Raw genomic sequence first — 17783 nt, 5'->3', positions numbered from 1 at the left:
CTGCATTTAATTGCTGTCGTGCAAAACAGAATTTCAGCAGGGTGGATTATTTCAGGGAATGGCACAAAAAAACCTGTCAAAAATGTCATTTTCGACAGGTTTTAATTTCAGTTGCTTATAATTCTTAGCAGAATTCGTTATAAGCTTCAGTAAGATTATCAGCAATAATTTCGGCAGGACGGCCTTCAATGTGATGTCTTTCGAGCATGTGCACCAATTCGCCATCTCTAAATAGAGCCATAGAAGGCGAAGATGGAGGGAACGGTACCATGTAATCGCGGGCTTTTTCTGTAGCTTCACGATCTACCCCGGCAAAAACGGTCACTAAATGATCTGGGCGTTTGCTGTTTTGCAGGCTTATTCTGGCGGCAGGGCGTGCATTTGCAGCCGCGCAACCGCAAACAGAATTCACCACCACCAGGGTAGTTCCTTTTCTGGCAATTGCCTCATCAACCTGCTCTTCTGAATGTAATTCTTCAAACCCAATGCTGGTAAGGTCCTCTCGCATTGGCTTCACTAATTCCGGTGGATACATATATCAATTTTTTTTCGTTAAAACTAAAGATACAAAGATACCAAATAAAACTAAGAGCATAAATTTTGTAAAGTTAAAGCCTCGCAGGCTGCTCTGGTAAAAAGAAAGAAGTTGTAAAATGCTATCTTTGCAGCCCAAAAGTACCCTAATGATCAAATGGTTTGCCGCTTTTGTCGGTTTTATGTTTTATGGGATTCGGGGAGCCATCCTCGGATTTATTATAGGAAGCCTTATAGATGCTCTTACCAACCGCAAAGGCGGATTCACAATTTCGAATGAAGAGGAACGGGTGACCCCCGGAGATTTTGAACTTCATCTCTTGACCCTCTCGGCTATTGTAATCAAGGCTGATGGGCAGGTGAGCCAGAAAGAGATGGATTACGTGCGCAATTATTTTGTGCAGGCCTACGGAAAAGATCGTGCAAATGCTGTTTTTCGCACTTTTAATGAGGTGGTAAAAGACCGGCAACTTGACGAAAGGCGCATTTCTGCATTTTTAGCAGCCCGCACCCAGTATGCCGCGCGTTTACAAATAGTTCACTTTTTGTTCAGCATTGCCAACGCCGATGGTAACGTGAGCCAGGCCGAAGCCGGAAAAATCAGGCAGATTGCCGGGCATTTAAGAATCGGGGCGAAAGACTTTGAGAGCCTTTACGCCATGTTCTTCAAAACTACCGATAATGCTTACAAAATCCTGGAGATCGATAAATCGGCCACCAATGCCGAGGTGAAAAAGGCCTTTAGAACAATGGCCAAAAAATACCACCCCGACAAGATCCAGCATATGGATGAAGCCTACATCAAGGGCGCCGAAGAAAAATTCCGCAGGGTGCAGGAAGCTTATGAGCAGATACAGAAGGAACGAGGTTTTTAATACTTACTGAAGCAGCGTGTTCCCTATTTTTAATCCTACAAAAATCGTTCTGGGGCGGGTGGGGCCGTAGACGTAATTTGCATCTTGCTCAATGCCCTGGTCAAAATCCTGCTGGTACTCATTAAATATGTTCTGAAGCCCTGCATTTACTTCAAGCTGAAATTCTTCGGAAATTTCGAAGAGGTAAGCTGTTTTAAGATTGATTTCAATAAAGCCTTCAGTTTTTTCAAGGCGGTCATTTGCGATATAACCTGCCAGGTGAGGCACGTACATACTGCCGGTGTAAACGCCTGAAATATTGTTTTGCCACTGCTTTGCGGGTGCATACGTAAGAATGAAATTTCCGTAGAGATCAGGAGATTTAAAGAAATTTCTGGCATTTTTGAGAGGTGCAGAAGGATCATCACTAAACCGGACAGGATAATCGTATTTGGATCTTTGAAACGTGCCTCCCATTTGCAGGATCCAGTCTTCATTTGGAGCCACAACCACATCAAGATTTAGTCCGTAAACATTGGCCCCTTCGCCGTTGCTTTTTTCGAAAGTGGTTTCAGAAATGCGCTCCAGGATAAAAGGGTTTTGCAGCCGGGTGTAAAAAGCTTCGAGCGTGAGCCTGTAATTATCATCTAAGGTGGTTTGGTTCCATTCTGCGGAAGCCAGAAAACTGTGTGAGGCCTCTGACTGAAGATCATCGGCGAAGGTAACCAGGCTCACCTCTCCTGCAGCGATCCTGGCGTGAATGTCTTCAGTAAAAACCTGAGGCGCCCTAAAACCTTTGGCATAGCTGGCCCTGAATTGCAAATGTTCACTTTCAGAAAACAATAAATTTATTCGTGGGTTTAACACCACATTTTCTTCGGCTGCATTGTGGAAATCGGCTCGCAGGCCGCCCAAGATTTTAAGTTTGCTGGTTGCCTGCCATTCCTGTTGTGCGTAGATCCCAAGAATGTTCAGGTTTTGGTCGATATGCGCATTGTAGCCGGGCTTGCGGTCTCTCATTAGGTTGTTCTTAAATTCGGTTCCTGCCGTAAAGGTGGCAGGGGCACCAAGAAAATTTTCCTGATCAAGGGAAAATTGTGTACCCAGCAGGTAAGTGTTGTCTATGGAGTTGCCGTAGCCCCGCAGGCTTTCTTCATAAGTTTTTCCCTGGCCACCATAGAAATTGTCATTTTTGGAAAGCTGGGCAGTGGCGTAAACAGAATATTTAATATCCCTGTTTTTGGAGGAGCCTTCATAAGTAAGCCCTCCTCCAAACACGTTACTTGTAATCTGCTCGGTAATATCGGCTTCAAAAGGCTGAAGGTGCAAATTGTTCCCACCGCGCCGGAATTCGTGAATGGTATGAAAATCAAGACTTAACTGGCTGTGGTCATTAGGTTTGTAAAATGACTTAAATCCGAAGGTTTTATTCTCGACGGCAGTAAGTTCGGTAAAGCCGTCATCATTGTGGTCATAAGGATTTCGGTTTCTAAACATTCCGTAGGCATTGAGTCCGGCCCTGTAATTTTCGGAAAGAACGGTAGTATTCATGGTAACAGCCCTGTCACCGGCTTCGCCGTTAATGGCCGCCAGGTTTCCGGCAATTTCGTAGTAGTTTTCCGCAGGAACTTTAGTGATTATATTTATGGTGCCGGCAATGGCATTTGAGCCGTAAAGCGCCGAGCCTCCGCCGCGCACCACTTCAATTCTTTCAATTGCATTGGCCGGGATTTGTTCGAGGCCGTAAACGCCGTTAAGCGCACTAAAGACCGGGCGGCTGTCAATGAGGATCTGCGAATATGCCCCGTCAAGGCCGTTCATTCGCACCTGTGAAAAACCGCAGTTCTGGCAATTGGTCTCCATTCTTAGACCCGGCTGAAAAGTGAGTCCGTCACCAAGGCTGATAGCCTGGGTGGCCTTAAATTCTTTTTCAGAAGTTACAGAGACGATGACGGGTGCAGTATGTCTAAGCTGCCCGCTGCGGCTGGCAGAGATCACTACCTGGTCGAGGCCGGTGACATCTTCCTGCAGGGAAAAATCCAACATTTGAGGTTCAGAATTGAGCACATCAAGATGTTCTTTGATGCTTTTAAAACCTATGGCCTGTAAGATAATCTCGTGGTGACCCAGGGGAGCTTTAATTACAAATTCCCCCTTGTTGTTGGTGGTACTGCCAATTACAGAGTTTTCAAGATAGACATTAACCAGGGGTACAGGCTCTCCTTTATGGGTGACACGTCCCGAGATCTCGGCAGTCTGACTGTAAATATTCCAGCCTGCCAGGAAAATCATGAATGAAATAAAAGTTTTCATTAAAAAGGGGTTTTCGCAAATCTATAAACAATTTTTAGATAAGGCTAAAAATTGTTTATGATGAATAAAAAATGTAGTTTTGATACTCGAAAAAATATCGCTTTATGTTCAGTCTTTCTGAAGAGAATTATTTAAAAGCCATTTTTCACCTGGAAAAAATTTACTCGACTGGGGTAAGTACCAATGCCCTTGCAGAAGAAATGGAGACCAAGGCATCTTCGGTCACCGATATGCTGAAGAAACTTGCTGAGAAGAAACTGGTGAAATACCGAAAGTATCAGGGAGTGCAGCTTAGCGACAAGGGTCACAAGGCAGCCGTGGAAGTGATTAGAAAGCACCGCCTGTGGGAAGTTTTTCTGGTAGAGAAGCTAAACTTCAGCTGGGATGAGGTGCACGATATCGCCGAACAGCTTGAACACATAAAATCTGAAAAACTCACTCACGAACTCGATAAATTTCTGGAATACCCAAAGAGAGACCCGCATGGAGATCCCATTCCCGATGCTGAAGGCAACTTCAGGATTTCGAATAAAGTGCTGTTGGCAGACCTTGAGGAAGGAGAATCGGGGATATGTGTAGGTGTAAAGGATTCCTCTACCGAATTCCTGCAATACCTGGATAAAAATAACATTGCTCTTGGAAAATTGGTCTCAGTGGTACACCGGGAAGCATATGATGAGTCCCTGTTCATTAAGATCAACGATGAAGGCCTGCATGTGTCCAAGAGCATTTCAAACAATTTATTTGTAAAACCCGTGGAATAATGAATGAAATTATTGCATATTTTGAAACTTTAGATCCGGTAATGGCTGCGTTTCTGGCCACCTTATTTACCTGGGGGCTTACTGCGCTGGGGGCCTCTTTTGTATTCTTCTTTAAGACGATGAATCGCGCCCTCTTTGATGGTATGCTAGGCTTTACCGGCGGCGTGATGGTAGCGGCAAGTTTCTGGAGCCTGCTGGCACCGGGAATTGAAATGAGTGAAGGCGAAGGCTTTCAAAAAGTTGTGCCGGCCGTAGTGGGTTTCGGCCTGGGTGCTCTTTTTATCTTTGGAATGGACAGGGTGCTGCCGCACCTGCACGTTAACTTTAGAATGGCCGATAAGGAAGGGGTAAAGACGCCCTGGCATAAATCGGTGCTGCTTACCCTCGCAATCACGCTGCACAACATCCCCGAAGGTCTTGCTATAGGCGTGTTGTTTGGTGGTGCTGCCATGGGTCTTGAAGGAGCCAGTATAGGGGGTGCGGTAGCTCTGGCAGTGGGAATTGGATTGCAGAACTTTCCGGAAGGTTTTGCCGTTGCCACACCCTTAAGAGGGCAGGGTATGAGCCGCTGGAAAAGCTGGAACTACGGCCAGCTTTCGGCCATTGTAGAGCCGGTGGCGGCTGTACTTGGTGCCTGGGCCGTATTGACCTTTGAACCCATTTTGCCCTATGCGCTGTGTTTTGCTGCTGGTGCCATGATCTTTGTAGTGGTGGAAGAAGTTATACCCGAATCTCAACAGGATAAATACACCGATATTGCAACTCTCGGATTTATAGGCGGCTTCATGGTGATGATGACACTTGACGTTGGTTTAGGTTAACCTGCATGCAACACTGGCATTTTCCAATCGTCTTTAGTGTATGAGAGGAAAAATTATGTGGTTTTGTCTTACCTGCTTTTTAAGTGTAGGATCTAGCCAGGCGCAAATTAGAACAACCGAAGCCGGCCTTTTGCCGGGCCAGCAATTAGAACTGGAAGAATTTTCAGTAGAATTTTTAGGAGTAACTTCAGATTCCCGCTGCCCTGAACAGGTGACCTGCATCTGGCCGGGAGAAGCAAAGATCTTACTGGGAATCAGCGAAAATGGACAATACTACGAAAGGGAAGTTGTTATAATGGGCAAGAGGCTAGTGCTAACCTTAATTGGAGATCTGGAGATACATGTACTTCAGCTGAGTCCTTATCCTGAAACTGCCACCGGGATAGCCCCCGAAGCCTACTGCCTTAGTATGGCCCTGACTCTCCCAGAGCCGATTTAGTGGCAGCTTTTACAGCCGGTGCCACAGGCTTTATCGGTTTTTTTCCTTCCGCCATACAGGAATTTCGGTTTGTATACAAATTTTGTGAACATGTAGCCCACGGCGATTGTAAAGGTGATAAAGACGAGTATTTCCTGAAGTAATTCCATAGTCTTATTTTAAAAGTTGAAAGGCCAGCAGCGCGGCAACGTAAGCGATCACGGTCATGGATACCAGTTGTAACACAGGCCATTTCCAGGTGTTGGTTTCCCTTTTTACAATGGCCAGGGTACTCATACATTGCATGGCAAAGGCGTAAAATAACAACAGGCTTATGCCGCTGGCAAAGGTAAACAGCGGGCCTCCCAGAATGTGGTTGGTCTCTGATGCCATTCTTGATTTGATGGTTTCCTCTTCATCGCTCCCAACGCTGTAGATGGTCGCGAGGGTTCCCACAAAAACCTCCCTTGCCGCAAAAGAGCTCACAATAGCTATTCCAATTTTCCAGTCATAGCCCAAAGGAGCAACCGCGGGTTCAATCGCTTTTCCAATGTTCCCTATATATGAATGCTGAAGTTTATAAGAGGCAACCAAATCGTCAATTTCTTCTTCGGGTAGATAAGTTTCACTGTATTTGGTTTCCACAATCTCCCTTGCATTACTGAAATTATCTCCGGGGCCGTAACTGGCGAGTACCCAAAGGATAATAGAAATTGCAAGAATGATCTTTCCGGCACCTAATACAAAAGCTTTAGTTTTTTCCACCACATTGATCCCCACGTTCTTTAACAAGGGCAACTTGTAGTTAGGCATTTCTATGACAAAATAGGATTTGCTTTTTATCTTGAGGAGCTTGTGCAACACCCAGGCCGATCCTATGGCCATCCCGAAACCAAGCAGGTACAGCAGCATGAGCGTCAAACCCTGAAGGTTGAATCCCATAAATGTTTCATCGGGAATAACCAGTGCAATAATGATGAGGTACACCGGAAGCCGGGCCGAACAGGTAGTAAAAGGCACTACAAGTATGGTGATGAGCCGTTCTTTCCAATCCTCAATATTTCGGGAGGCCATAACAGCGGGAATAGCACAGGCAGTTCCCGAAACCAGTGGCACCACACTTTTTCCGCTAAGTCCAAAGCGGCGCATGCTCCTGTCCATAAGAAATACCACCCTGCTCATATAGCCGCTTTCTTCCAGAATGGAAATGAATAAAAACAAAAATGCGATCTGGGGAATGAATATGACGATACCGCCAAGGCCGGGAATAATTCCTTCGGCTATAAGGTTGGTGAATGGTCCCGGGGGCATAGCAGTTCTTGTTACTTCACTCAGCTTTGCGAAAGTGGCATCAATGAAATCCATTGGGTAGCTGGACCAGTCGTAAATAGCCTGGAAGATGAGTAAAAGAATGGCAAAGAAAATCACATAGCCCCACACCTTGTGAGTTAAGACCCTGTCCATTTTTGCACGCATTCCTCTGGCAGCGTTAACATCAATGGTCATTGCCGTTTTCAGGACGTTGTTGATAAACTGATAACGCAAAATGGTTTCCTTCTGTTGCATCCGTTTAAGCGTGCTTTCGTCTTTGGTGACAAAATCTTCTCTTAAAGGCGCGCTGTTCCGGTTTACATTTCCAAAGTTGACATCCTGGGTGATCACCAGCCAAAGCTTGTACAGCGACTGGTTTGGGAAGGTATTTTGCAACCTGTCAAAATACTCAGGATCCATCCTGGAGGCATTTAGACAAGGTTCTGTAGAAATATTCCGGTAGTTCATGATAAGCTCTTTCAGCTCATCAATGCCGGTGCGTTTTCTTGCACTTACAAGAACAACTTTGGTCTTTAATTCTTTTTCAAGCAGGGGAATGTCAAGGGAAATTCCTTTGCGCTTCATCCTGTCGGCCATATTGATGACCAAAATGGTGGGGATCTCCAGATCTTTGATCTGCGTAAAGAGCAGCAAATTCCTCTTTAAATTCTCCACATCGCTAACCACCACAGCAACATCGGGGTAATCTTTGTCATTTTTGTTGAGCAGCAGCTCGATCACCACGTTCTCGTCAACCGAAGAAGCGTTGAGACTGTATGTTCCCGGAAGGTCAAGTATATGCGCCTTAACACCTCGTGAAAGTTTACATATTCCCTCTTTTTTCTCTACGGTGATGCCGGGGTAATTTCCCACCTGCTGGTTTAAACCCGTAAGCTGATTAAATACTGAAGTTTTCCCGGTGTTGGGATTGCCAATTAACGCAACATTCAATTGTTTGGCCATGACTACGGAAGAATTTCTATTTCGATGTGCATGGCGGTTTCTTTACGTATCGCCAGGTGACTGCCGTTGATATTGAGATAAAGCGGATCCCGAAACGGGGCCGTTTGTACCAGGAGCACTTCATTTCCCGGGAGACATCCCATTTCCAGAAGTTTTAGCGGAATTAATTCGGCTGAAATTTCCTTGATGATGCCTCGCTGGCCACGCTTAAGATCGGCAATAGTCGTGATCAAAGTTTATTTAGATTGATTTTAAACAAGGCAAAAATAAGGCAAAATCTAATATTAGAAAAACTTGCAACCACAAAAGAATTTTTAATTGTCCGTTTCCTAATCAGAATTGGCTTGGCTATACTCATTTTTCAGCACTTCAATGTCGTGTATAAGGTCTTCTATCGCACCGGGATTTGTGCCGTCATAAAAGCCTCTAATCCTTTTTTCTTTATCTACCAGCACAAAATTTTCGGTGTGAATCATATCAAACGGGCCGCCGTCACCACTGCTTTTTGCTGCCAGGTAAGATTTTCTTGCCAGGTCGTAGATTTCTTTTTTGTCTCCGGTTACGAGGTTCCATTTTTCATCTATCACGCCTTTTTCATCGGCGTATTTTCTAAGCACCGGCACACTGTCGTAATTGGGGATCACTGTATGTGAAAGAAGAAGCACGTCTTTATCATTTTTCAGCTTTTCCTGGACCTGCAGCATATGGTCTGTCATGATAGGACAAATGGTTTGGCAGGTAGTAAAGAAGAAATCGGCTATGTATATCTTGTCTTTGTAAAAATCCTGGGTAATGGTGTCCCCGTTTTGGTTGTACAACTCAAAATCAGCAATAGTATGGTATTTTCGCACTTCCTGCATGGTAGAATCTACAAGTTCGTTATTCACCATGCTGGGCTGGTAAACCGGCAATCTTTCGGTAGGTTTCAGGATGTTATAAATGATGGTGATGATTATTGCCGATAGCACAAACAGGAAGATGGCAAAGAATTTGTATTTCGCAAAAAAGCCAAGCATAGCATCAATTTGAGGCACAAAAATACGATTCTAAAATGGCATTTTTGAAACCTAAGCCTCCTAAAATGAACTCCTGCTAAACCACCTGAACTTTAAACTTTTGTGAGAACCTTTAAAAGGTTACTTTTGTGCGATTTTAATTTTGCCAGAAAATATGGATCCTTTTTTTATAAAAGCACTTCAATTAATACTCAGTTTATCGCTGCTTATCATTCTACATGAGCTGGGGCATTTTATACCGGCGAAAATGTTCGGGATAAAAGTTGAGAAATTCTTCCTGTTCTTTGATGTCAAATTTGCCCTTTTAAAGAAGAAAATCGGCGATACAGTGTATGGTATCGGCTGGCTTCCGCTGGGAGGTTATGTGAAGATCGCCGGCATGATAGATGAGAGCATGGACAAGGAGCAAATGGCCCAGCCGCCAAAGCCCTGGGAATTCCGAAGTAAACCTGCGTGGCAGCGCCTCATTGTTATGGTGGGTGGGGTTACCGTAAACATTGTACTGGGATTCTTCATTTATATGATGGTGGTGTTCACCTGGGGAAGCCCGTATATTGCGCCCGAAGATATGCCCAACGGCTTCGCTGTAGACGATACTTTTAAAGAATACGGGTTTCGGGATGGAGACCGCGTGCTTCAGGTAAACGGGGAAGACCTTAAAAACAGTATTGACATCAACAAGTATCTCTTCCTTAGAGATGTGCAGAATATTACCGTGCTGCATCAAAACGGGCAGGAAGAAACCATTGCTGTCCCCGAAGATGTAGGCTCACTAATGTTTGAGCAGGGAGTGATGCAGCCCTTCGTGCCCATGACCATCCCGGTGCTCGATACCGTAATTGCAGGTAGCCCTGCAGATAAAGCCGGACTCAAAAAAGGCGACAGGATAATTGCCATCAACGATTTTGAAGTAGGTTACTGGCACGAAGTGACCCGGCAGATTGAAGCCAGCAAAGGCAGGGAGCTAAGGCTTGTTTACAGCCGCAACGGTGACTATGCAAGCATGGAGGTAGATGGCCAAACAGCTGGAACAATAGACGGGCGGCAGCAGGAAATAGCTGTTACGCCCGATGAGGAAGGGAAAATTGGGGTCGCACCCGGCACTTCAATCGAGGTGAGCAGGGAACATTATTCATTTACCGAAAGTATTTCAAAAGGTTTTGACCTTGCCTACTGGACGCTGCACGATTATGTGGCCCAGTTCAAGTACGTGTTCACCAAAAAAGGAGCCACCCAGGTGGGAGGTTTTGGCGCTATTGGCGGCCTGTTCCCCGATGCCTGGAACTGGCAGGCCTTCTGGATGACCACAGCCTTTATTTCAATCATCCTGGCATTCATGAACATTTTACCCATCCCGGCACTAGATGGCGGCCACGTGGTTTTCCTGATGTACGAAATGGTCACCGGGAGAAAACCTAACGAGAAATTCATGGAATACGCACAACTTGTGGGATTTGTTATCTTGATTGCGCTGGTACTGTTTGCCAACGGAAACGACATCTACCGCTGGTTGTTCGAATAAATTTAGTTTACAATTTTTATGAGAGGCTGTCTCCAAAATCTTATGACCCTCGCGCAGTAATGCGAAAGCGGTCGGCAGGTTTTTAAGGCAGCTTCTTCAATTATATCTTTTATGAAAACTCCTTCTCTTTCTTTTGCTTCGGAATACCTTCGGAAAATGGCATTTTTGGCAGGTATTTTTGTGGTGCTTTCCTGCTCTTCAGATGATGCTGCAAATTCAGAAAAACCTGTTCCGCCTGAAGCAGCACCTAAAGCCGAAAGCATCGTGATCTACACCATCAATGATCCTCACGGCAAGATCCAGAACTTCGGAAGGATAAAAGCCATCATCGATAAAGAAAAAGAAACAGAATCGCAGGTGTTCTTTGTTTCGGGAGGTGATATTTTTTCAGGAAACCCTGTGGTAGATTACCACCCCAAAAAAGGCTTTCCCATTATAGACCTTATGGGCAAGGCCGGTATGGATGTCACCGCCCTGGGCAACCATGAGTTTGATTACGGGCAGGAAGTGCTTCAAGAGAGAATGCTCGAGGCCGGTTTTCCTTTCCTGTGTGCCAATATTGAAAGCAGCGATTCGGGTTTTACGCTTCCGCAGGGAAAAGTGATCATTGAAAAAGATGGTTTTGAGATCGCCTTTATAAGTGTGGTTGAGACTTCTTCGGCCAATAATAAACCCCTGTCTCATCCGAAGAAGTTAAAAGGCCTCGAATTTACTGAAGGCGTAGAGGCCATGCAAAAGTACCGCAATGATTCTGAAGTAATGGCTGCCGATCTTGTGGTGGCGCTTACCCACTACGGGAAAGACGGCGACAGGATGATCTTACAACAGCACGATTTTGTTGACCTGGTGGTGGGTGGCCATAACCACTCGGTGTACAATGAGCAGGTGAAGGGGCGGTATATGGTGCAATCGGGTTCAGACCTTGAACTGCTCACAAAATTGAGCCTTAGCGTAGAAAATGGCGAGCTGATCTCTTATGAATACGAACTTATTGAGCTTAATAAGCAGACTGAAACCGATGCCGCCATCGAAGCATTGATCGCTGAATACAATAACCGCCCCGAATTCTTTGAAGAATTGGGTACATCTTTACAGGATCACAACCGTGCCGAAACTGCCTGTTTCTATACCGATGCCCTGCGGGCAATTACCGGTGCCGATGTGGTTTTTCAGAATTATGGCGGAGTAAGGGCCAGTCTTGATTTTGGGAGTATAACGCCTTTTGACCTGTACACCATAGATCCTTTTCAAAACGGCCTCGATTCCTTTAAAATGACCGTTGAGCAGCTCGAAGCTTTCCTCAATGCACCTTACGCCCCTTCTTTGGCGTATTCAGGAATAGCGATGGAATTAAGGGATGGAAGGCTGGAGCTTGTCGCCCCCGATGGCAGCCTGTTACCTGATGCTTCGGAAATTAGCGTGGCCATGAATGACTATTTGTCTAACGTGTACCAGGAAGATTTTCAGCAGCCCGCCAGTACTTATGAAAAGACTACTGCGGAATACCTAATCGATTACCTGAAGCAGTACCAGTCTGAGATCAACTATGCTGGTTGTAACCGCGGAATCTAGAGGTGTCAAAAATGGCATTTTTGACTAGCCTTTAAAAATGAAATACACGGCAAGAACGAGAAAAATGAAGCCTATAAGGTGATTGCTGCTGAAGGTTTCATTTTTGAAAAAAATAACCGAAAAAACCACAAAAACCACAAGGGTAATGACCTCCTGCAGCACTTTTAGCTGAACCAGGGAGAAAGGGCCGCCTGTACCGCTGAAGCCAATACGGTTTGCCGGTACCTGGAAGCAATATTCAAAAAAAGCTATGCCCCAGCTAATCACGATGAGCCCAAAAAGCCCCCATTTTGCTATGCCTTTCCATTCGCCAAACTTTAAATGCCCGTACCAGGCAAGGGTCATAAAAGCGTTTGACAAAACCAGTAACAGGATGGTAGTAAGAGATTTCATATTTAAAGTTTAGCAGCGTCAAAATTATTCAAAAAGGAAAGTAATATCTTTAATTTAACAGCTGAAAAAAATCTCTGTTGCCTTCTCATTTTTTTTTGTGCTTTGTTTAGGGAAATAGATTTTTTAAATTATATTTGCAACCGCAAAAATGCTTGCGACAGTCCTCCTTAGCTCAGTTGGTTAGAGCATCTGACTGTTAATCAGAGGGTCCTTGGTTCGAGCCCAAGAGGAGGAGCAAAAAGCAGCAGAAAGCTTTTCAAAAACTCTGGACATACTGAAATTCCTCCTTAGCTCAGTTGGTTAGAGCATCTGACTGTTAATCAGAGGGTCCTTGGTTCGAGCCCAAGAGGAGGAGCAAAACAAAGCCCCACATTTTTTGATGTGGGGCTTTTTGATTTTCTATGGGTTACCAGGTTTACGTGCTTTACTCCAGGTTTTTGGGCCGGTTTTACATTGGCTCCACCTCAAATTTGAAGATCCGTATGGAAAGGTAAATCTTCTAAAATCGCGTATTATAAGTTTTTTTAAAACCTAACAGGTCTCTAAGACCTGTTAGGTTTGATTGGAAATTAAACGTACCTAATTGTATATAGACTTAATAAATTCCTGGTACTTTTCGATGATCATTTTGCGCTTCAGCTTAAGGGTGGGGGTTAACTCTCCTCCTTCAATCGTCCAGGCATTAGGGATCAACCGGAACTTCTTGATTTGTTCCACCGGATTAAAATGCTGGTTAAAATGAATAACAGAAGCACTAATCAACTCCTTTGCGTGCCGGTCTTCAAGAACCTTATCATTACCGGGATAGGGTTTGTCCTGTTCCAGGTACCATTTTTTAAGCGCTTCAAATGCCGGCACCACCAGGGCGCCCACAAACTTCTGTAGCTCTCCCACCACCATGATCTGCTCAATCCATGGGCTTTCTACCATCTTGTTTTCAATAGGCTGGGGTGCTACAAATTTTCCGCCGCTGGTTTTAATCAGTTCTTTTTTGCGGTCTGTGATCTTCAGGAATTTTCCATCAATAAATGTTCCTATGTCGCCCGTGCGCAGCCATTCTCCTTCCATGACTTCTTCAGTAAGATCGGGCCGTTTGTAGTAGCCCATCATCACATTTGGGCCCTTACACAAAATTTCCCCGTCTTCGGCAATTTTGACCTCAACGCCTTTTAAAAGCGGCCCTACGGTACCAAACATCCTGTTCTGTTCATTATAGCGGTTTCCACTAATAATGGGAGAGGCTTCAGTTAAACCATAACCTTCCTGTACCACAATGTTAGCGGCAGTGAAGATCTTTAAGAGGCGCACCTGGCATGCCGCCGCACCTGTGATTATAGATTTGACCTCACCGCCAAGGGCTTCGCGCCATTTGCTAAAGATGAGCTTATTGGCTACTGCAAGTTGTAATTTGTAGCCCAGGCTTTTTGGTTGATTGATCTCGAATCGTTCTGCCAAATTCAGGGCCCAGAAAAAAAGTCTTCTTTTTAATCCGGTGAGTTCGTTGCCCTTTGCAAGTATGCCTTCATAGACCTTCTCAAGCAGCCGCGGAACTGTGGTGAAAAGCGTGGGTTTTACTTCTTTGAGGTTTTCTGAAATTTTTTCAAGGCTTTCGGCATAATAAACAGCGGCACCACTGCAAAACAGGCAGTAGGTAGCCATTCTTTCAAATGCGTGGTTGAGCGGAAGGAAGCTCAGGGTTTTTTTGCCGTTTACGCCTACCTCCTGGATAACATTGGCGGCACCAAGGGCGTTGCTAACAATGTTACGGTGTGAGAGCATCACGCCTTTTGGGGTCCCAGTGGTGCCCGAAGTATAAAGTATGCTAGCAAGATCGGTCTCTTTAACGGCATTTTTGCTCACCTTAACCTGCAGCTTTAACTCTGGGCTCAGGGGAATCATCAGGTTGGTAAGCTGCGGTATGCCCGCAACTGGTTTGAAAGAATAGATATGTTCTAGATCCGGCAGCTCTTCACGTATTTCAACGATTTTTTGGTAGAGCGCAGCGTCTCCTACAAAGATCATTTTTACATTGGCATCGGTAAGAATAAATTGTAGTTCCTGGTTGGTAATGTTGGGGTATACCGGTACCGATACCGCGCCGGTTTGCTGAATTGCCATATCGGCCATCATCCACTCGGGGCAGTTCTGGCTAATAATGCCAATTTTATCCCTTCCTTCTGTACTGCCGTCACCTCCCGAAAATCCCATTTTTAAGAGGGAAGCACTTATCTGCTCAATTTTTTCCCCTACCTCGGCGGTGCTGTATTTTCTCCATGTTCCGTTTTCTTTAGCGGCAAGCATGTCGGGTAACGGAAAATGTTCAAGCTGAAAGCTGAGGCAGTCAAAAAGGCGTTTTGGTGCTGCTGATTTTTTTATGTGTGGTGTCATCTGAAATCACTAATTATCTTCCGGGGAGGACAGCTTAAGATTTGTCCTGAAATCATTCCGCAGAAGAAGCGCAAAAGTATTATATAAATAAGATAAAAAGATGAAGTGGCAACCACAAATGTTTTCCGAAGCAGTTTTTATGCCTTCAGGATTGATCAAAATAAAAAACCTGGCAGCCCGTATGGAGGTGCCAGGTCTATTAGAAAATTCAAAGTAAGCACCTTGAATTTTGAATCAAATTAACTTTCTTCTCCCAGTTCTACAGCCCTGTCAAAAGCGGCATAGGCGGCTTCCTTGATGAGTTCTTTTACATTATTGTCATCCATCGAGTCGAGTGCCGCACGGGTAGTACCCCCTTTTGAGGCCACGCGATCCATCCATAAAGTGGGGGACAGGTCGTTTTGGTTGAACAGTTCTACCGCACCTTCGAAGGTCTGGCTTACCAGCACTCTGGAATCGTTCTCCGAAAAGCCCATTTTTAAGGCTGCTTCGAGCATCGAGTTCATAAAATAGAATACATAAGCCGGCCCGCTTCCCGAAATTCCGGTAGAGGCATCAATGAAGTTCTGGTTCTTCACGTGAATAGATTCGCCGGTAGTATCCAGGAGGTTTCTCACCATTAGCAACTCTACCCTGGAAACTTCTTTAGATTCGGTATAAGAGGTGACTCCTTTACCTACCTGGGCAGGAAGGTTAGGCATTGCCCGCACTACCTTTTTGATTCCCAGGCCACTCTGTATGGTGCCTATGGTGACTCCTGCCATAAGGGAAACCGCAATTTGCTCCTTGTGCATCATGGGCTTCATCTTTTGAAAGAGTTCTTCGCTGTGGTAAGGTTTTACAGCAATAAAAATTAGATCGGCCTCGGGTAAAGCATCTTCCAGTTGCTCGTGAACGTCAAAGATCCCCATGTCTTTCAGCAAAACAATTTTGTCTGGCGACACGTCGTAGATCATGAGTTTACGCCTGTTTAAAAAAGTTGATGAGGCCATGCCTTCTGCATAAGTAAGGCCCATATTTCCTGCTCCAATAACTAAAACTTTCATTACTTCTAATATTTTGTAGAATTTGTGCAAAGACTGTACAGTACCGTCCGTAAATAAAATTAATTCTGAAATTCTTTGTCTGTCATGCTTTATGTGGCTTATATACAGGCTTTTGGAAGTGTTAAAATATTTGCGGAGTAACCGACATATCGTCAAAAACCTGAAAATCCGTCAGTAGCAGGAAAACTTCCGAAGAGAAAATCCTGCTTTTTATTGATATATTTGGCTCAAACTGATCTAAAATTTAACTACACGCATGAAAAAACTTTCGGGACTATTGAGCCTGTGCCTGCTTTTATCGGCACAATTCAGCTTTGCACAAACCAAAGATGAAGTTATACAAAATATTGTAAAGGAAGCCGAGCAGAATTCCAGGCTTGAAGAACTGGCGCACCAGTTGCTTGACAGTATTGGGCCCCGCCTGGTGGGCACACCACAAATGAACAATGCCCATAACTGGGCCGTTAAGAAATTTGAAAGCTGGGGCATCCCTGCCGAAAAGCAGAAGTGGGGGGAATGGCGTGGCTGGGAACGCGGTATAACCCATATTGATATGGTGGAGCCACGGCTGCAAACCCTTGAGGGAAGGCAGCTCGCGTGGAGCCCTTCTACCGGGAAAAAACCTGTTACCGCCGAGGTAATTACTTTGCCCGAAACAGTGGCCGATTCTATGGCTTTTCAAAACTGGCTGCCACAGGTAAAAGGTAAATTTGTTCTCATTTCTATGCAGGAACCAACCGGGAGACCCGATTATAACTGGGAAGAATATGCCACCGAAGCTTCTTTGGAAAAGATGAAACGCGAACGCAGTGAGCAGTCTGAAGCCTGGAGGGATAAATTCCGTGCTATGGGCTATACCTCCCGCACCTTGCCTGCTGTACTGGAAAAGGCCGGTGCTGTTGGGGTGGTTACCTCAAACTGGTCTGAAGGTTTTGGCGTAAACAAGGTTTTTGGTGCTTACACTAAAAAGGTGCCAACGCTCGACCTTTCTTTAGAAGATTACGGAATGCTTTACAGGCTGGCAGAAAGCGGGAGCAAACCAAAGATTAGAGTCACTGCGCAGTCTAAAGACCTGGGTATGGTACCAACTTTCAACACCATTGCTACTATTAAAGGAACCGAATTACCAGAAGAATACGTGGTGCTTTCGGCGCATTTTGATTCATGGGATGGCGCTACCGGTGCCACCGATAACGGAACCGGAACTATCGTAATGATGGAAGCCGCCCGTATACTTAAGGAGCATTACCCAAACCCGAAGAGAACAATTATCATAGGGCTTTGGGGCAGCGAAGAGCAGGGGCTCAACGGTTCCCGTGCATTTGTAGAAGATCATCCCGAGATCGTCGATAATATTCAGGCAGTATTCAACCAGGATAACGGTACCGGAAGAGTAGTGCGTATTTCGGGTAACGGATTCTTACACGCTTATGATTATGTTGAAGACTGGCTTTCAAAAGTGCCCGATACGGTTGCCGATCATATAGAGACTACTTTCCCCGGAAGACCCGGCCGTGGTGGTTCAGACTATGCTTCCTTCCTGGCAGCAGGAGCCCCGGCCTTTAACCTTACAGCTTTAGACTGGTCTTACTGGAACTACACCTGGCATACCAATCGCGATACCTACGACAAGATCGTTTTTGACGATGTGAGAAACAATGTCATTCTTACTGCAGTACTTACTTACATGGCGAGTGAAGACGATGAAAAGGCCTCCAGAGAACAAATTAAACTGCCTGTAGACACCCGCACCGGGGAGCAGCAAACCTGGCCAGAACCGCGTTCTCCTAACCGTCGCGGCGGAGTGGAATAAGAAAAAGTAAGATCGGGCGACAAAAACAAGACCCGATTTGAGCTGCAGAAAACCT

At 45.2% G+C, this 17783-nt stretch carries 16 protein-coding genes and 2 tRNA genes; 9 read left to right on the top strand and 9 right to left on the bottom strand.

The window, feature by feature from the left end; genetic code table 11:
• Positions 1 to 124: 124 nt before the first annotated feature.
• On the bottom strand, positions 125 to 535 hold the full coding sequence (locus tag JRG66_RS06805) for a BrxA/BrxB family bacilliredoxin (RefSeq protein ID WP_265165127.1): 411 nt from the start codon (positions 533 to 535) through the stop codon (positions 125 to 127).
• Positions 536 to 683: 148 nt separating this feature from the next.
• On the opposite strand from JRG66_RS06805, the gene JRG66_RS06800 reads away from it, so the two are divergent.
• Positions 684 to 1409 carry a tellurite resistance TerB family protein gene (locus tag JRG66_RS06800; protein WP_265165126.1) on the top strand — a complete coding sequence of 242 codons (726 nt, stop codon included), beginning with the start codon at positions 684 to 686 and terminating at the stop codon, positions 1407 to 1409.
• Positions 1410 to 1412: 3 nt separating this feature from the next.
• On the opposite strand, the gene JRG66_RS06795 is transcribed toward JRG66_RS06800, so the two are convergent.
• The gene (locus tag JRG66_RS06795) at positions 1413 to 3701 is read right to left on the bottom strand and encodes a TonB-dependent receptor (RefSeq protein WP_265165124.1); all 2289 of its coding nucleotides are present in this window, start codon (positions 3699 to 3701) and stop codon (positions 1413 to 1415) included.
• A gap of 104 nt (positions 3702 to 3805) precedes the next feature.
• On the opposite strand from JRG66_RS06795, the gene JRG66_RS06790 reads away from it, so the two are divergent.
• From JRG66_RS06790 to JRG66_RS06780, 3 genes are read left to right on the top strand one after another with little or no spacing between them, the layout of a single operon-like run.
• Positions 3806 to 4465, top strand: coding sequence for a metal-dependent transcriptional regulator (locus JRG66_RS06790; RefSeq protein ID WP_265165123.1), 660 nt, complete (start codon positions 3806 to 3808; stop codon positions 4463 to 4465).
• Positions 4465 to 5286 carry a ZIP family metal transporter gene (locus tag JRG66_RS06785; protein WP_265165122.1) on the top strand — a complete coding sequence of 274 codons (822 nt, stop codon included), beginning with the start codon at positions 4465 to 4467 and terminating at the stop codon, positions 5284 to 5286. Before JRG66_RS06790 ends, JRG66_RS06785 begins: the two co-directional genes overlap by 1 nt.
• A 40-nt stretch (positions 5287 to 5326) precedes the next feature.
• Entirely contained in the window at positions 5327 to 5725 is a 399-nt protein-coding gene (locus JRG66_RS06780; RefSeq protein ID WP_265165121.1) for a hypothetical protein, read from the top strand.
• On the opposite strand, the gene JRG66_RS06775 is transcribed toward JRG66_RS06780, so the two are convergent.
• The 4 genes from JRG66_RS06775 to JRG66_RS06760 form a co-directional block, all read right to left on the bottom strand.
• Positions 5722 to 5874 (bottom strand): hypothetical protein, encoded by a 153-nt coding sequence (locus JRG66_RS06775; RefSeq protein ID WP_265165119.1) that lies wholly within the window; start codon positions 5872 to 5874, stop codon positions 5722 to 5724. The genes JRG66_RS06780 and JRG66_RS06775 overlap by 4 nt on opposite strands.
• 4 nt (positions 5875 to 5878) lie before the next feature.
• Positions 5879 to 7978 (bottom strand): ferrous iron transport protein B, encoded by a 2100-nt coding sequence (gene feoB / locus JRG66_RS06770; protein WP_265165117.1) that lies wholly within the window; start codon positions 7976 to 7978, stop codon positions 5879 to 5881.
• Between the two features lie 2 nt (positions 7979 to 7980).
• The gene (locus JRG66_RS06765; protein WP_265165116.1) at positions 7981 to 8211 is read right to left on the bottom strand and encodes a FeoA family protein; all 231 of its coding nucleotides are present in this window, start codon (positions 8209 to 8211) and stop codon (positions 7981 to 7983) included.
• A 96-nt stretch (positions 8212 to 8307) separates the two neighbouring features.
• Complete coding sequence (locus JRG66_RS06760; RefSeq protein ID WP_265165115.1) at positions 8308 to 8994, bottom strand: SCO family protein; 687 nt, start codon at positions 8992 to 8994, stop codon at positions 8308 to 8310.
• 154 nt (positions 8995 to 9148) lie between these two features.
• Between JRG66_RS06760 and rseP the strand changes: the two genes are divergently transcribed.
• Both rseP and JRG66_RS06750 read left to right on the top strand, forming a co-directional pair.
• Positions 9149 to 10516 (top strand): RIP metalloprotease RseP, encoded by a 1368-nt coding sequence (gene rseP / locus JRG66_RS06755; RefSeq protein ID WP_265165114.1) that lies wholly within the window; start codon positions 9149 to 9151, stop codon positions 10514 to 10516.
• A gap of 111 nt (positions 10517 to 10627) precedes the next feature.
• Entirely contained in the window at positions 10628 to 12088 is a 1461-nt protein-coding gene (locus JRG66_RS06750; RefSeq protein ID WP_265165113.1) for a bifunctional metallophosphatase/5'-nucleotidase, read from the top strand.
• A gap of 24 nt (positions 12089 to 12112) precedes the next feature.
• On the opposite strand, the gene JRG66_RS06745 is transcribed toward JRG66_RS06750, so the two are convergent.
• Positions 12113 to 12481, bottom strand: coding sequence for a DMT family protein (locus JRG66_RS06745; RefSeq protein WP_265165112.1), 369 nt, complete (start codon positions 12479 to 12481; stop codon positions 12113 to 12115).
• Positions 12482 to 12642: 161 nt separating this feature from the next.
• On the opposite strand from JRG66_RS06745, the gene JRG66_RS06740 reads away from it, so the two are divergent.
• Positions 12643 to 12716: transfer RNA gene (locus JRG66_RS06740), tRNA-Asn, on the top strand.
• Positions 12717 to 12762: 46 nt separating this feature from the next.
• Positions 12763 to 12836: transfer RNA gene (locus JRG66_RS06735), tRNA-Asn, on the top strand.
• Between the two features lie 224 nt (positions 12837 to 13060).
• Here the strand turns inward: JRG66_RS06735 and JRG66_RS06730 are convergent.
• A complete protein-coding gene (locus tag JRG66_RS06730; RefSeq protein WP_265165111.1) occupies positions 13061 to 14869 on the bottom strand; it encodes an AMP-dependent synthetase/ligase in 1809 nt (602 codons plus the stop codon).
• A gap of 239 nt (positions 14870 to 15108) precedes the next feature.
• Complete coding sequence (gene proC, locus JRG66_RS06725) at positions 15109 to 15915, bottom strand: pyrroline-5-carboxylate reductase (RefSeq protein WP_265165109.1); 807 nt, start codon at positions 15913 to 15915, stop codon at positions 15109 to 15111.
• A gap of 256 nt (positions 15916 to 16171) precedes the next feature.
• On the opposite strand from proC, the gene JRG66_RS06720 reads away from it, so the two are divergent.
• Complete coding sequence (locus JRG66_RS06720; RefSeq protein WP_265165108.1) at positions 16172 to 17728, top strand: M20/M25/M40 family metallo-hydrolase; 1557 nt, start codon at positions 16172 to 16174, stop codon at positions 17726 to 17728.
• Positions 17729 to 17783: the final 55 nt, after the last annotated feature.

The organism is Salinimicrobium tongyeongense, assembly GCF_026109735.1.
Taxonomy (GTDB): domain Bacteria; phylum Bacteroidota; class Bacteroidia; order Flavobacteriales; family Flavobacteriaceae; genus Salinimicrobium; species Salinimicrobium tongyeongense.
Note: the sequence above shows the minus strand (reverse complement) of the source record. Positions and strands in the feature narration are given on the sequence as shown.